Source organism: Pseudomonas sp. S32 (assembly GCF_016648095.1).
Taxonomy (GTDB): domain Bacteria; phylum Pseudomonadota; class Gammaproteobacteria; order Pseudomonadales; family Pseudomonadaceae; genus Aquipseudomonas; species Aquipseudomonas parafulva.
Map to the genome: position 1 here is coordinate 77,114 of NZ_JACVVF010000004.1, position 14,314 is coordinate 91,427.

19 protein-coding genes and 1 pseudogene are annotated in these 14,314 nt (G+C 62.5%); 2 read left to right on the forward strand and 18 right to left on the reverse strand.

What is annotated here, in order from left to right:
* Positions 1-107: 107 nt before the first annotated feature.
* The gene (locus IAE38_RS03405; protein ID WP_201161824.1) at positions 108-2,699 is read right to left on the reverse strand and encodes a glycosyltransferase; all 2,592 of its coding nucleotides are present in this window, start codon (positions 2,697-2,699) and stop codon (positions 108-110) included.
* A 119-nt stretch (positions 2,700-2,818) separates the two neighbouring features.
* Between IAE38_RS03405 and tcdA the strand changes: the two genes are divergently transcribed.
* Positions 2,819-3,625 carry a tRNA cyclic N6-threonylcarbamoyladenosine(37) synthase TcdA gene (tcdA, locus tag IAE38_RS03410; protein WP_201215897.1) on the forward strand — a complete coding sequence of 269 codons (807 nt, stop codon included), beginning with the start codon at positions 2,819-2,821 and terminating at the stop codon, positions 3,623-3,625.
* 7 nt (positions 3,626-3,632) lie between these two features.
* Here the strand turns inward: tcdA and IAE38_RS03415 are convergent, their stop codons facing one another.
* From IAE38_RS03415 to IAE38_RS03490, 16 genes and pseudogenes are all read right to left on the reverse strand, one after another.
* A complete protein-coding gene (locus IAE38_RS03415; protein ID WP_201215898.1) occupies positions 3,633-4,043 on the reverse strand; it encodes a SufE family protein in 411 nt (136 codons plus the stop codon).
* On the reverse strand, positions 4,040-5,245 hold the full coding sequence (locus IAE38_RS03420) for a cysteine desulfurase (protein WP_201215900.1): 1,206 nt from the start codon (positions 5,243-5,245) through the stop codon (positions 4,040-4,042). The genes IAE38_RS03415 and IAE38_RS03420 overlap by 4 nt, the downstream gene beginning before the upstream one ends.
* A gap of 81 nt (positions 5,246-5,326) precedes the next feature.
* Positions 5,327-6,361: a 2,3,4,5-tetrahydropyridine-2,6-dicarboxylate N-succinyltransferase gene (gene dapD, locus IAE38_RS03425; RefSeq protein WP_201215903.1), complete on the reverse strand. Its 1,035-nt coding sequence runs from the start codon at positions 6,359-6,361 to the stop codon at positions 5,327-5,329.
* A 29-nt stretch (positions 6,362-6,390) separates the two neighbouring features.
* The gene (locus tag IAE38_RS03430; RefSeq protein WP_201161820.1) at positions 6,391-6,738 is read right to left on the reverse strand and encodes an ArsC family reductase; all 348 of its coding nucleotides are present in this window, start codon (positions 6,736-6,738) and stop codon (positions 6,391-6,393) included.
* A 67-nt stretch (positions 6,739-6,805) separates the two neighbouring features.
* On the reverse strand, positions 6,806-7,912 hold the full coding sequence (locus tag IAE38_RS03435) for a phage integrase Arm DNA-binding domain-containing protein (protein WP_201216067.1): 1,107 nt from the start codon (positions 7,910-7,912) through the stop codon (positions 6,806-6,808).
* Positions 7,893-8,135 (reverse strand): excisionase, encoded by a 243-nt coding sequence (locus tag IAE38_RS03440; protein ID WP_201215905.1) that lies wholly within the window; start codon positions 8,133-8,135, stop codon positions 7,893-7,895. The genes IAE38_RS03435 and IAE38_RS03440 overlap by 20 nt, the downstream gene beginning before the upstream one ends.
* Before the next feature lie 37 nt (positions 8,136-8,172).
* Positions 8,173-8,496: pseudogene (locus IAE38_RS24140) on the reverse strand (hypothetical protein).
* 56 nt (positions 8,497-8,552) lie between these two features.
* The gene (locus IAE38_RS03450; RefSeq protein ID WP_236403435.1) at positions 8,553-9,476 is read right to left on the reverse strand and encodes a phosphohydrolase; all 924 of its coding nucleotides are present in this window, start codon (positions 9,474-9,476) and stop codon (positions 8,553-8,555) included.
* A 50-nt stretch (positions 9,477-9,526) separates the two neighbouring features.
* Positions 9,527-9,727, reverse strand: coding sequence for a hypothetical protein (locus IAE38_RS03455; protein ID WP_201215907.1), 201 nt, complete (start codon positions 9,725-9,727; stop codon positions 9,527-9,529).
* A 43-nt stretch (positions 9,728-9,770) separates the two neighbouring features.
* Positions 9,771-10,106, reverse strand: a complete 336-nt coding sequence (locus tag IAE38_RS03460; RefSeq protein ID WP_201215909.1) for a hypothetical protein — start codon at positions 10,104-10,106, stop codon at positions 9,771-9,773.
* Positions 10,103-10,486, reverse strand: a complete 384-nt coding sequence (locus IAE38_RS03465; protein WP_201215912.1) for a phage protein NinX family protein — start codon at positions 10,484-10,486, stop codon at positions 10,103-10,105. Before IAE38_RS03465 ends, IAE38_RS03460 begins: the two co-directional genes overlap by 4 nt.
* Positions 10,483-10,764, reverse strand: a complete 282-nt coding sequence (locus tag IAE38_RS03470) for a hypothetical protein (RefSeq protein WP_201215913.1) — start codon at positions 10,762-10,764, stop codon at positions 10,483-10,485. The genes IAE38_RS03465 and IAE38_RS03470 overlap by 4 nt, the downstream gene beginning before the upstream one ends.
* Positions 10,765-11,143: 379 nt before the next feature.
* Positions 11,144-11,437 (reverse strand): hypothetical protein, encoded by a 294-nt coding sequence (locus IAE38_RS03475; RefSeq protein ID WP_201215915.1) that lies wholly within the window; start codon positions 11,435-11,437, stop codon positions 11,144-11,146.
* 84 nt (positions 11,438-11,521) lie between these two features.
* Positions 11,522-11,710, reverse strand: coding sequence for a hypothetical protein (locus tag IAE38_RS03480; protein WP_201215917.1), 189 nt, complete (start codon positions 11,708-11,710; stop codon positions 11,522-11,524).
* Positions 11,707-12,417, reverse strand: coding sequence for a DUF3850 domain-containing protein (locus tag IAE38_RS03485; RefSeq protein WP_201215920.1), 711 nt, complete (start codon positions 12,415-12,417; stop codon positions 11,707-11,709). The genes IAE38_RS03480 and IAE38_RS03485 overlap by 4 nt, the downstream gene beginning before the upstream one ends.
* 47 nt (positions 12,418-12,464) lie before the next feature.
* Positions 12,465-13,310 carry a DNA adenine methylase gene (locus IAE38_RS03490; RefSeq protein ID WP_201215922.1) on the reverse strand — a complete coding sequence of 282 codons (846 nt, stop codon included), beginning with the start codon at positions 13,308-13,310 and terminating at the stop codon, positions 12,465-12,467.
* Positions 13,311-13,432: 122 nt separating this feature from the next.
* Here IAE38_RS03490 and IAE38_RS23825 point away from each other — a divergent pair, with 122 nt between their 5' ends.
* Positions 13,433-13,630 carry a hypothetical protein gene (locus IAE38_RS23825; protein ID WP_236403438.1) on the forward strand — a complete coding sequence of 66 codons (198 nt, stop codon included), beginning with the start codon at positions 13,433-13,435 and terminating at the stop codon, positions 13,628-13,630.
* Positions 13,631-13,655: 25 nt separating this feature from the next.
* Here the strand turns inward: IAE38_RS23825 and IAE38_RS03500 are convergent, their stop codons facing one another.
* Entirely contained in the window at positions 13,656-14,279 is a 624-nt protein-coding gene (locus tag IAE38_RS03500; RefSeq protein ID WP_201215924.1) for a hypothetical protein, read from the reverse strand.
* Positions 14,280-14,314: the final 35 nt, after the last annotated feature.

Consider the following 14,314-nt stretch of genomic DNA (forward strand, 5'->3'; position numbering starts at 1 on the left):
TGAGGGGCGTTATCTTATATCAAATGGTGTCAGCCTTCACTGCCCGATCGCCCCGGCCCGTCGTGACGACGAACTGCGGCGATCGGGCTGCAAAACAGCCCCCAATCTCAACCTTCCTGCGCCTGCACGGCCTTTTCCTCAGGCTTGGGCAGCGACGAGAGGAACGCCATCACCAGCGCCGCCAGATACGGCAGCGACTGCACCAGCAACATCGCCACCCAGAAACGCATGTCCGAGCTTGGCAGCCCCTGCACCAGGTAGATGCCCAAGGCTGCGCCCCACAACAGCACCATGATGAACAGCTCCTCCCGTGCCTCGGAAATGGCCACCAGCAACCCATGGCTGTCGGCGTTCTTTGGCGTGCGGAAGAACGGCATGCTGCTGGTGAAGAAGCCATACAGCACGGCCTTGGCGATGGTGTGCGACAGCGCCAGCCCGGCCAGCGCAGCCGCAAAGGCGTCCTTGAGGTTAACCCCGACTGCGCGGCGATACAGGAAGATGATCTTGCCCACCTTGAAGAAGAACAGCGCCAGCGGCGGGATGGCAAAGATCATCAGCGGCGGGTCCACCCGGTGCGGCACGATGATCATGGCAGCCGACCACAGCAGCGCGCCGACGGTGAAGAAGATGTTCATGCCATCGGCGATCCAGGGCAGCCAGCCGGCCAAAAAGTGGTAGCGCTGGCCCCGTGTCAGTTCGCTGCCCTTGCCGCGCAGCAGGGCGCCCGCGTGGTGCTTGATGATCTGGATGGCCCCATAAGCCCAGCGGAACCGCTGCTTCTTGAAGTCGATGAAGGTGTCGGGCATCAGGCCCTTGCCGTAGCTGTTGTGGGCGTAGGCTGCCGAAAGGCCTTTTTCGAAGACCCGCAGGCCCAGTTCGGCGTCCTCGCAGATGCACCATTCGGCCCAGCCCAGTTCGTCCAGCACACTGCGGCGGGTCATGGTCATGGTGCCATGCTGGATGATGGCGTCCCGGTCGTTGCGGGTGACCATGCCAATGTGGAAAAAGCCTTTGTACTCGCTGTAGCACAGCTTCTTGAACGCGCTCTCGTGCTGGTCGCGGTAGTCCTGGGGTGATTGCACCACGGCAATCTTCGGGTCGGCGAAGTGCGGCACCATGTGCTTGAGCCAGTTGCGGTCCACGCAGTAGTCCGAGTCGATCACGGCAATCACTTCGGCGTCCTTGGCCGTGTGCGGAATCAGGTAGTTCAGGGCGCCGCCCTTGAAACCGGCAAGCGGTGCCACGTGGAAGAACCTGAAACGTTCGCCGAGCTTTTCACAGTGGGCCTTCAGCGGCTCCCACACAGCCGGGTCCTTGGTGTTGTTGTCGATCACCAGCACTTCGTAGTCGGGGTAGTCCAGTGCGGCAAGGGCATCGAGGGTCTGTTTGACCATCTCTGGCGGTTCGTTGTAACACGGCACATGCACCGAGACCTTGGGCCGGTAGGGGCTGTCGCCCTGCACAGGCAGGAATTCGCGGCGGCGCTTGTGGATCCACACCGCCTCGGCCAGTTCGTGGGCTTCGGTAAGCAGCACGATGAAGACGCCCAGCGCCCCGAGGGCCAGCAGCACGCCTACCGTCAAACTGAACCAGGTGCTGTATTGCTGGCTGTAGTCGTAGGCAATCCACACCAGCACCGACCCGCACAGGAAGGTGATGAAGGTGAGGAAGGTGCGCCCCCGCTGGCGCAAGGCAGAACCGTCGATGAACAGCACCATCAAGGCGATCAGTGCCAGCACCACCGAGGCTACCGCCAAGGCGCGCCACTGCGGGATCGCCACCACCGGGCCCTCGAAGTTGAATTTCTGCTGGCGCTCGGCGTTGAACACGCCCCAGTAGGCGCCTACCGACCCTTCGTCACTGGCTTTCCACGGCTGGTCATAGGCCTCGATGACGAAGTAGTTGAAGCCTCGACGGTTAAGGGTGTTGACCAGGGTGCGCAGGTAGATCGCCTGGTCGGCCTGGGTGGCGTCGGCGCCACCGCGCATGCGGCCATTGCTGGGCCAGCCGACCTCCGACAGCAGCAGGGGTTTGCGCGGGAACTGGTGCTTGAGCTCACGGGCCCGGTCCAGCACGAATTCCACCGAGTCCTTCATGGGCACGAATTCCCAGTACGGCAGGATGTGCGCGGCAATCAGGTCGACATGCTTGGCCAGTTGCGGGTTCTGCTTCCAGATGTGCCACTGCTCACTGGTGGTCACCGGCACTTTAACGGCAGCGCGCACCCGGTCCAGGTACTTGATCAGGTTTTCCGGGGTGACCTCTTCGCGGAACAACGCCTCGTTGCCGACCACCACACGCACGACGCTGCGCGAGGTATTGGCCAGCTCGATGGCTGTGGCGATTTCCCGCTCGTTGCGCTCCAGGTCGGGGCTGATCCAGATGCCCAGGGTGACCCGCAGGCCAAACTCCTCGGCCAACTTCGGGATATCGGCCTGGGTGCCTTCCACCGTATAGATACGAATGCTGTCGGTCAGTTTGCTCAACTGCTCCAGGTCCTGGCGCATCTCGTTGTCGTCGGGGTACTGGCCTTTCTGCGGGCTCTCCCCCAGGCGGAATGGCGAGTAGGAGAAGCCGGAGATCTGCTCAGGCCACGCAGGCGCCGAAACGGGGCGGTTGATCAGCGCCCAGAAGCCGGTGAACAACGCGGCGATGGCCAGGACCACAACCAGGTTCAGGCCGAATTTACGTGAAGACATTGTCGTCCATATGTGTCGAGGTGATAGGACATTAAAGCAGGGTTGATAGGATCTTTCCTAACGGTGCAGGCTGAGGGCAGGCTCGCTTATACTGCGCGCCGGTTTTTTGGGGGTTGAGCATGAGTACAGAGGATCCACGCTTCGCCGGTGTCGCCCGGTTGTATGGCGACCAGGGGTTGCAACGCCTGCAGCAGGCCCACGTGGCGGTGGTGGGGATAGGCGGCGTAGGCTCGTGGGTGGCCGAGGCGCTGGCACGCAGTGGCGTGGGCGAGCTTACCCTGTTCGACCTGGACGATGTCTGCGTCAGCAACACCAACCGCCAGGCCCATGCCCTGGAGGGGCAGGTAGGCCGGGCGAAGGTGGACGTCATGGCCGAGCGCCTGCGCGCGATCAACCCGGCGTGCAAGGTGCATGCGGTGGCCGATTTCGTCACCCGTGACACCATGGTCCAATACATCACCGAGCACCTGGATTGCGTGATCGACTGCATCGACAGCGTGATGGCCAAGGCGGCGCTGATCGCCTGGTGCCGCCGCCGCAAGATCGCCGTGGTCACCACCGGTGGCGCGGGCGGGCAGATCGACCCAACCCAGGTGCAGATTGCCGACCTCAACAAGACCTTCAACGACCCGCTGGCCTCGCGGGTGCGCTCAACCCTGCGCCGCGATTACAACTTCTCGCGCAATGTCAGCCGCAACTACGGTGTGCCTTGTGTGTTTTCCAGCGAACAACTGCGTTATCCCAAAGGGGATGGCAGTGTGTGCCTGCAGAAAAGCTTCGTGGGTGAGGGCGTGCGGCTGGACTGCGCCGGTGGCTTTGGTGCGGTGATGATGGTGACAGCCACCTTCGGCATGGTGGCGGCGAGCAAGGCGGTGGAGAAGCTGGTAGCCGGCGCCCGCCGCCCCTCCGAGCGCCCCGCCCCGTAGGTGGCGATCAGCGGCCAGAGGCCAGTTCCGCCATCCGCTGCACCACCGCATGCAGCCCGTTGCTGCGCGATGGCGACAGCTGGCGCTCCAGGCCCAGCTGGCTGAACCAGTCGCGCAGGTCGAGCCCCGCCAGGTCTGCAACCGCCAGGCCTTGCACCCGCACCAGAAGCAAGGCCAGCAGGCCTCGCAACAGGCGTGCATCACTGCTGGCCTTGAACCGCCAACGCCCATCCACCTGCTCTGCCACCAGCCACACCAGGCTTTCGCACCCATGCACCCGGTTGGCTTCGGTTTTATCGGCGGCTGTCAGAGGCTCCAGCTGGTCGCCCCATTGCATCAGCAAGCGGGCCCGCTGCTCCCAGCCCTTGCCTTGGGCAAACGTATCCAGCGCCTGCTGCGCCTGCTCCGGCAAGCTCATCGAAGCAACTCCAGTGCCTGATCCAGCGCGCTGAAGAACCGTTGCAGGTCGTCACCGTCGTTGTACATCCCCAAGGAAACACGGATGGCACCGTCCAGCCCAAGCCCGTTGAGCAGGGGCATCGCACAGTGGTGGCCGGCCCGTACGGCGATACCCTGCTCGGTCAGCAGGTGGGCGATGTCAGCGTGGTGGACGCCTTCCACCACGAAGCTGGCCAGTGCCGTTTCGGGCGCACCCACCAACCGTATGCCATCGCGCTCGGCCAGGCCGCGCAGCAGATGCTGGTGCAAGGTGGCCTCGTGGGCGTTGATCGCCGAAGCGTCCAGGCTACCCAGGTAGCCGAGGGTTGCCCCAAGGCCGATCACCCCGGCAATAGGCGGCGTACCGGCTTCCAGCCCCAGCGGTGCAGGGCGGAAGCTGGCGCTTTGATAGTCGGCCACTTGCACCATTTCACCGCCGAACTGCCAATGCTTCAGCAGGGGTAGCGCCTGGCTGTGCCCGTACAGCACCCCGACGCCATCGGGCCCGTAGAGCTTGTGGCTGGAGAACACGTAGAAGTCGCACCCCAACCGCTGCACATCGTGCTGGCCATGCACCACGCCCTGAGCACCGTCCACCACCGTTATCGCGCCTTGCGCACGGGCATGGGCCAACAGTGCTTGCAGCGGCTGCCAGGTGCCCAGCACGTTGGACAACTGGCTGACAGCCAGCACGCGGGTGCGCGGGCCGATCAGTTGCAGCGCCTGCTCCAGGTCGATATGACCACTGGCATCCACCGGCAGTACCACCAGGCGCAGGTTGCGGCGCTGGGCCAACTGCTGCCAGGGCAGCAGGTTGGCATGATGTTCAAGGGCACTGATGGCGATTTCTTCGCCCGCTTCAAAGCGATGCGCCAGGCCATACGCCAGCAGGTTGAGCGCTGATGTCGCACCGTGGGTGAACACAATCTGGCTGGCTTGCTCGGCATTGAGCCAGGCCGCCACCTTGTTGCGGCTGGTCTCGAACGCCTGGGTTGCCAGGGCGCCCGGCAGGTGCTGGGCCCGGTGCACATTGGCCGCACCGTTGCCGTAGTAGTGGGCCAAGGCATCGAGTAGCGCCTGGGGTTTTTGGGCAGTAGCGGCGCTGTCCAGGTAAGTCTGGTGCTGGCGTTGCAGAGCGGCGATGGCGGGGAAATCGGCACGCCAGGGGGAGGGCTGGAGCATGTTCGCGGGGCCTGGAATGAAAATCGGGTCTGGCGCATGTGCACCAGACCCGATCTTAACACTTCAAACCTTGTCAGGTTTTCAGTTGTGCGCGTGCAGCGCCTCGTTCAGCTCGATGGCCGACTTGTGGGTCTTGCATTCCACTGCACCGTTGAGCGAGTTGCGACGGAACAGCAGGTCGGTCTGCCCGGCCAGGTCGCGGGCCTTGACCACCTTGACCAGCTCGTTGTTCTCGTCCAGCAGGTTCACCTTGATACCTGCGGTGATGTAGAGGCCGGCTTCGACGGTGTTGCGATCGCCCAGCGGAATGCCGATACCTGCGTTGGCGCCGATCAGGCAGCCTTCGCCTACCTTGATGACGATGTTGCCGCCACCCGACAACGTGCCCATGGTCGAGCAACCGCCGCCCAGGTCTGAGCCCTTGCCAACGAACACGCCCGCCGAGACGCGGCCTTCGATCATGCCCGGGCCTTCGGTGCCCGCGTTAAAGTTGACGAAGCCTTCGTGCATGATGGTGGTGCCTTCACCGATGTAGGCGCCCAGGCGCACACGGGCGGTGTCGGCGATGCGCACGCCGGCAGGTACCACGTAGTCGGTCATTTTCGGGAACTTGTCTACCGAAAACACTTCCAGCAGCTCACCCTTCAGGCGCGCTTCCAGTTGCAGCTCGGCCAGCTCGGCCAGGTCGACTGCGCCCAGGTTGGTCCAGGCCACGTTCGGCAGCAGTGGGAAGATACCCGCCAGGCTAACGCCGTGGGGTTTGACCAGGCGGTGCGACAGCAGGTGCAGCTTGAGGTATGCCTCAGGCGTGGAAGCCAGGGCGGCGTCTTCGGCCAGCAGCGTGGCGACCAGCGGCTTGTGGCTCTCGGCCAGGCGGGTCAGCAGTGCCGCTTGGGCTGCGTCCACGCCCCGCACGGCTTCGGCCAGTTGTGCGGCCTGGGCATTGCTGAAGGCGATCGCCTGGTTGCCGCCTTCATAGCCCAGTACCGGGGCGATGGCTGCGACCAGTTCAGCGCTCGGGTTGAGCAGGGGTTGTGCGTAGAACACTTCCAGCCAGGCGCCCTGGCGGTTCTGGGAGCCGACACCGAAGGCCAGGCTGAACAGAGTATTGGACATGGAATTACCTCGTGCGAAATAGGGGGTGGTCAGGCCAGGGTCGCTGCGTAAAGGTCGGGCTTGAAGCCCACCAGCGTACGCGCGCCAAGGTCCAGCACCGGGCGTTTGATCATCGACGGCTGGGCCAGCATCAACTCGACGGCCTTGGCCTGGTCGAGGTCTGCCTTGCTGGCGTCATCCAGCTTGCGGAAGGTGGTGCCGGCACGGTTGAGGATGACTTCCCAGCCGTGTTCGCCACACCAGCGGTTCAGGCTGTCACGGTCGATGCCTTGGGTCTTGTAGTCATGGAATTCGTAGACGATGCCCTGGTCGTCGAGCCAGGTTCGTGCTTTTTTCATGGTATCGCAGGCTTTGATGCCGTAAAGAGTGTAAGTCATTGAATTTAAAGGGGGTGGGGATTATCCCCAAATCCTCCCCAATATCTCCCAAAAATTAGTCGCAGGATTATGCGACATCGATCCACTCAGCGCCACGGCTGTCGCGGTAGAGGTCGGTCATCTTGGCCGAACGGTGACCCAGAAGTCGCTGCGCATCTCGACCCTCTTCTTCATGCAGCCGGGCCGCTAAGGATCGCTGCTCATGAAAGGTTGGCGGACTGGCACCCAGGTCGAGCCCAAGCTTTACAGCGGCCCTGTCCCGCGCCGCCGCGAACTCTTTGCTGATTGTGTCGAGCATGATGGGAGATCCCGCCTTTGCGCGGCTGATTGTCCGGTGGTGGTGCACCAGGTGCTTCGACAGCACTCGATCCCGGCAACGCCGTATCACTTCACCCAGGCTCAGGCTGATGCATTCCAGCGTTACGCTTGTGCTGATCCTTAGTCTGGCCCCTGTCTTCGATTGGACGACCTGCAGGAATCCGTCCACCTCATCCTTGAAAACGAATGAAGCAATGTCCTCGCGGCGCTGCCCGGTTATAAGAGCGAGCTCCATGGCGCGCTTTAGCCATGGCTGTGCAGCCTCCTTATAGGTCGCTTTCCACAGCTCTAGCGTCAGGCGCTGGCGCTTGATCTTGACCCGGGCGGCTCTAGTGGCTTCGACCGGATTGGCGTCTACCCAGCCCCTGGACATGGCCCCCATGAAAAGGTCGCGAAGTAGGGAGCGCATAGCCCTGGCCATCTGGGCTTTACCCTCTTTGACGTAGGTCGACAGGTAATCCGCGATGTCCATGGTCGTCAGCGTGCGGATACCGCGCTCGCCAAATGATTTCTCGACCCGATTCAGTCGCATTCGAAGGTTGCGCATGCTCGATTCTGAAAGCTCACGGTCCTTCAGGTCTGCCAGGTACTCGACGATCCACTCGCTGAGTTTCCGATCAGGCGCGCTCGGTTCGGGCGCTATGCGCGCTGACAAGGTGGGCGGCGCGACCTGCAGGGCCATGTTGGCGGAGACCGCCTCAGCGATCGCTTTTGCCTTGTCGCTGCCCAGGCCAAACATCCGATTGCTCACGGGGTCGCGGTAGGTGTAGTAGGTGACCCCGTTACGCTTGTCGGTCTTTCTGTAGAGGTTGGGCGGTAGGTCCTTTGAACCAGGATTACGCGGCCTGGGCGCCATATCGTGCACTCGCAATTCGATTAACAAGGGAACTGCCCGCAGGGGCGCGTGGCAGGGGCTCGGGCTCCCGGTAGCAGGCGTCAGCCTCCACATAGTATCTGCGTCCGTGCTTTACCGGGGCTGGTGTAATCAGGCCCTCGCGGGCCCAGCGGCGAAGGGTGTTGCCGCTGGGCGGCGTTCTGAAGTGATCGTGCGCCCATTCGTCGAGTGTGACTTTGCACATGATGGTCTCCACGCCGCCGGTGGCGGCAGGTTGGTGGTCAGTCGACCTGGTAGTAGATGTAGCAGTCGACGCCCTGATCCTTGAGCGACTGGTGCATAGCGCGCACCCCGGCACTGTGCTGGTTGCCTTGGCCAGGCCAGGGTGTGTCGAGGTGAATTCATTGGCGGTGCCAGGAGGTGCGCTGCTGGATGTAGCCGGGGAGGCTCGGGATTTGGCTGGCGCGCAGGCCGGGAATGGGAATAACGACGCGGTCGAGGTTGGCGCTGCCGCCATCGTCACTGCACGCGGCGGCCGCAGCTTTCCCAGCCTCAATGGCGGCGCTCACCTTTACGGGCAGGCTGGCCAATTCTTCTTTCGTCATGGCAATAGCTCTCCATGCCCGCGAGCGTCTGCCGGCGGGCTGAGTTAACGGGCGGGTTACTTGGTCAGGTCGTGACCGAACGGAACTCGGAAACCGGAGGCGTTGCGGTGGCCACCACCGCCGTACTGCTTGGCGATCTCCGACACATCCATGCCCTCGTCGGTGCTGCGTAGGCTGAACACGCGCCCGTCAGGTGTATCCCAGTAGCAGGCGGCGAATGGTTCGCCTTGGGCCATGAGGTGGCCCGCATCGCTGGTGAGCGTGTATGGCAAGCTGGCCACCGGTACATCGTGACCGCCGATGACCAGGCGCCGCTTCATTACCGCGACCAGCTCGGCAATGTCCTTGTGGTGTTTGCGCTCAATCGCGGCGCCATCAGAGCGAAGCGTTTCAACGTCGGCGGCCATCAGCTTGTCCCAGACCTCGAAGTCATAGGGGTAGCTGAATAGGTTGGCCTGGATCTCGCGGGTCCCGTCCAGCTGGAATAGCCAGAGGTCGCGATCCTGAATATGGCGCAGCAGTTTCGGCGGCTGCTGTCCAGGGTGGAAATGGTCCCAAGCAAGCATGGCTCCACTGCGGTGCATGTCGAAGCAAACCGCGACTCGAGGTGCGCCGCGTTCCGATGCAATGCCGATGGCCGTCTCCCAGCCGAGTTGCTTTGTCGCTCCCGGGCAGTCAGCGCGATCGCTGCGCACGCCGGCCTCAAAAGGATCAAAGCAGTCCAGATCCGCCTGCGCTGTTTTGTGGTGGTCCAGCACCAGAACCCGGTTGGCGACTTCGCCCATTTCAGCCAGCACGTCCCGCTTGTAGCTGAAATCGACGATCACCACGTCACGGCCGGCCACGTCCGGCGGCGTGTCACCGTGCTTTGCGGCCACGAACTCGACTCTGTCGCCCAGCGCATGGCGTACCGCCCAAGCTGCGCCGAAGCCATCCGCGCAGTTGCCGTGGTAGATGCAGATCGTTTTTTGTACAGACATTGGTAATCCTCGCCCGCGCATGTCGGCGGGCTTGAGTAGTAGAGGGAGGGTTAGGCTTCGGTGATTGGCGCGGGGATGGCCTGGGCTTTCCACTCTTGATCGATCTTCCAGGCGATGCAGGGCGGCTCCGTCTTGCTCTTGTAGCCGCCAAGCCAGTAGTAGCCGCTGTGCTTCGCTGTTCCGCAGACGCTGCAGGTGTGCCAGCTACCGAAGCCCCGAGCAGAGAACGGCTGGTACTGGTGGCTGTTCACGTCGGCCTCCTTCCTATCAGGTCGACGATGGGGGCGAGGTCGTTCATGGCTTCCACCTTTTGCCGACGCGGTACACCATCATCATGTTGTGATGGAGTGGCACTTTCAGGACGTGGTCGAAGAACTCGCCCTTTCCAGAGATGAATCCGGTAGGCACCTTGGTTCCTCCGGCGCCGAATTCACGCCAGCACTCTTCGCCGCCGTTCTTTTCCCAGTAGGCGCGCTCGCGCTTTGGAATCTCATCGTAGTTTTTTTCGAACACGGAGATATCCGGGATATCGCAGATCCGGCGCCATGCGGGGTTGCGTTTGCACCATTCAGCAGCATGCTGAGAGGCTTGATCGACAGAGTAGAATTCCTTTGTGCTTTGTTCGGTCATGGCATCAGCTCCTTGGGCACCTGGACGGTATCGCCAAGCTTTGCACCGACGATCGCGCGCATTGCTGCGACCAGGTGGGTCAAGCCATCCCCGTCCCCCGCAATATCGTCCAGTCCAATGACGGCGAAGAACGAGTCTGAGTAAAGGCCGAAACCGATGCGGTATTTCGCTACCAGCGGCCCGCCCATCGCCCAGGCCTCCCAAGGGTTGTACCGCTCGCAGCGCGCAGTCGCCTCGCCCCGATAGATGGCGAACACGCGCCAGCCGTTGCCGTACTGGGGCGGCTCGAGGTGCAGAGCCACCCCCTCGGCCTTGCCCACCGCCCAGCCTAGGGCCTCGTCTGCTAGGTCCGCAGTCTTCACTTCGATGAGGTCAGTCATGGATACACCTGGCTGGGGTAGGGTGGCTGGGTTGAGATCGAGAACGACCCCAGCAAAGGCAGTCGCGCCCAGGCACCGAAGTGGCCCTGGCCGACTTGGTACTTGGTTCCCGCCGCCATTGCGGGGCCAAAGGCGGGAAGGCACAGCGCCTTCTCTGGTTTTCGCCACCAGACCGCCCAGCGCCAGTAGCCGCACTTCAGGGTCCAACTGGCGACAACAGCCTCGTCCTTGCCGCCGTAGCACCAGTTGAGCCCTATAAAAAGTTTGCCGATCTTCACAGCTCATACCTCTCATCAATCCAGCGCCCAGGCGCCAGTGCGGGTGTAGGTTCGGGTTGTTGTTCGTGCGGGGAGGGTGGCCAGGCTGCGTCGGTGCGGGCCTGCACAGGGTTTTTCAACATCCAATCGGGAAGGCAAGACAGGGTGTTCCCGCCCATTGACCAGCAGGTAACTCCGTTGGCCGAGTCGCGGTAGACGTCCATGCGGGTCGTCGCTGGGTTTGGGTCCGAGCCGTGGAAGTGGCTGGCCATATTTTCGCGGTTCGCCTGGATCCTTGCCTGCTCGCGTTCGGCTTTGCATTGGTCCGGATCGCTGCTCCAGCAGCTAGGCTTGCAGCCGGCCAGGGCGGCCAGTAGCAGGAGGCAGAGGGCGAGGCGGGTCATGGCTGCACCTCGCCGCTGTAGCGCTCGTAGCCTTCGCCGTACTCATGGCAGTAGGTCGCAGGCCAGGCACCTCGGGTTCCCTCTGGCACCATGTTGTACATGCATGCGTAGGTGCCGCGACCCGGGGTTGTCTTGATCCAGACGTGGACAGGGCCGCCAAGCGCCCAGCCTGGATACTGCTTGATGGCTGCGGCCATGAACTGCTCGAGGTCGTGATGCCCCTTGCTCATGACGATGTAGGTGTCTTCGCCAACGCTCTGCACGTCGAGCGGATGCTGTTTTGCAGGCATGCAGGTTCCTTTGCCGCCATATCGCGGCAGTGAATAGAGGGGAGAGGGGTTACAGATGGTAGGAGTACATTTGTACTCCTTTGGTCAGGATGACTTGCGCTCTTGCTTTGCGATTACCTTCAGGCAGGTCTTGCAGGTGACTTCGGACTTGAACCGCGCCGATTCCCATTCTTCGCCGTCACGGCGGCCACGGCCTACGCCACAGGCCGAGAAGTGTTCGTGATCGTTGCCGTCGTGGTCATACTCGATGTGGGCAGCCCAATGGACTTTCATGGCCGGATCTCTTGTTCGGCGCGAGCTTGCCAGCCCTCCCAAGAGTCCTGAACGCTTTGATTCCGGTAGTCGTCAGGGCAGTCTTCATCGCGAACCAGGTCGCAGATCCGGTGGTGATGCTCGAAGGCAGCTCGCTCATCGCGCTCGACAGGCGCGGTAGGCTTTGTGTTCCCCTTGAGTTCATCCAGGATGTCGCGCAGGTAGCCCGTGGCCACGCTGGGCTGGGTGCCTGAGCAATCGACCAGTCGCTGGACGAACGCCGTGACCTTGGTCAGGCGCTCAACCTCGGCAGATACGGTCATCGGCCCCAGGCCAACAATCGGCAGCCCAGTCGCCGCCGCATCCCTCTCTGCCTCTTCTTTGGTCCACCAGATGGCAGTACCAACCATCCAGGCTATAGGGTCGGGGTGGGGCTGAGGGGCTGGCTGGCCGTAGCTCAGAACGCACAGGTGATCCGGCAGGCCGTAGTGTTTTTGCACATGGGTGATGGTCCGGCGCGCAACTGTGCCGGTGTAATCACGGCCATTGTCAATCTCGCGGAGCAGAACGGTGTCGCCCACGGCGAACTCACGATCTGAGCAGTCCCGGATCTCACCGGTCTTGAGTCCGCTGAGCAGGTCAGCCAGTGGGGTCTGTCGGATTTTCAGTTCGTGCACGCGCGGCACGCTGACCATCTCTGTGTTGCTGGATCGGTTTTCTGTGGGCATGGGTTACCTCGCCGGTCGGCGTGACTGAATGGGAAGGGGTGTGGCGGTCAACTACCGAACAGGCTGAATTGGCTGCTCGACCTTTGGCAGGCAGGGTTTAGCCACAGGCATTCGGTACGGCAGGCGGTGCCTCGTCCTGCTGATATGCGGGCCGAGGTCGCGTGCTTGGTCCAACCAACCAGCGTGTCGTCGTAGAGCTCGTTGGGGTACCCGGACAGCGCGACCATTCCTTCTAGCTCGAGCAACGAGCGAAGCAGCTCGGCGTGCTGGTCGTCGTCCATCTCGTGCCGGTAATAGCGGCCGCTTTGGGCGTTCTTGTATCTGGTCTCGTGCACATACGGAGGGTCCACGTAGTGCAGGGTCGTCCTGGCGTCGTGCGCCTGCATGACCTCGACCGCGGGCCTGTTCTCGATCAGGACGCCGATCAGGCGCTGTCCGATTGTGGCGATCGACTCTGGGTACTGGAGCCAGAGTAATTGGGCGGTTCCGTACTCGCGCTTGGTGTCGATACGAAAGCCGGTGATTCCTTTTGTGGCACCAGCGGAGCCGAAGCCCATCTGTGCACGGATGATGGTCCGTCGCGCCCGTTCGACTGGGTCCTCAGTAGGCTCCCATGCGCGTTCGAACTCTTGCCTGGCATATGGCGTAAGTACGACCGCCTCGAACAGCGCAGCGCGGCTCTGCGGAGCCTGCAACACGCGGAACAGGTTCACAATGTCGCCATCCAGGTCGTTGTAGACCTCCGCGTACGAGCGCGGCTTCTGCATCAAAACGCCGGCGGCACCGCCGAAAGGCTCGACGTAGCATGTATGGCGCGGGAAGTACTGGGTCACCCAAGACGCCAGCCGGAACTTGGAGCCGTGGTACCGGATCACCGGCGCTGAGATAGTCATGGCTTGCTCCATGCGTGCAGGCGCCGCCCTCGCCGGGGAGGCGTTATCGTTGAATAGGGGAAGGCGCTGGAGGGCAGCGCCGAGTGATATGCTTCGACGTTTACCAGACAAGGAGAGTGGTAATGGGATGGAAGAGAAAGCTGGTAGCGGTGAGGCAGAAGTTCACCCGCCGGCAGCGCCTTGTTGTGGGTGGCGCCGCTTTTGTGGTCGGCCAGGTAGGCTCTTTCTCGTACCCGAGCCAGCACTGGCTTTATCTGATGATCTTTGGCGTCATCGTCTTCAGCAGCGCCTGGTCACCTGAGGTATACCGGAAGGGCTGACGCGCTGGCGGGCAGCGCCGGAGGGTCAGGGGCAGTTGTTCGCGCCGCAGTTCTGACAGTCGTTGAGGTGTCGGCCATCCCAGCTGATGAAGCGTCCGCAGCCGTGGCAGTTGAGCGGCCGCTCCCAAGGCTTGCGCTGCTTCCTGGACACTGCCTTCTCGATACCGGTACCACGCAGGGCCTCTTTGATATTCACGTCCCGCTTGTGCACCAGCCGCCGGGCCTTTGCCTCGAGGTAAGCCACTGGCCAGATCACTGCTTCCTCTGGGGTGCTGCCGATTGCCTCGGCAGCCTCAAGCGTGAGGTGGTGTGCTTTCTCGAATCGGTACGTGTGGCCTATTGGCCACCTGGCCAAGGCAATGTCGTTCCCATTCCAGTGCCCTGGGATCTGCAGGACCACAGTGCATCCCGGGTTCAGCTGGTCGCGAGCTTCGTCCATGCTGATGTACTGGTGGTCGACGCCGAGATGTGCGCGGGCATCGACGTAATTCTTTGGCCAGGGGATGTCTGTATCCCGGTGGCCACAGGCTTGCTCCTGGGTGAACAGTTCGGCCCTGTCGAGGTTGGTGGTGTAACCGCCGCCCAAGGCCCAGAACATGAGGCCGTCACCGGTGTTGCTGCGGCTGTCCTGTAGGTAGAACTGGCTCATGGCTTTCTCCATACATGCGCCGCCCTCCGTGGTCG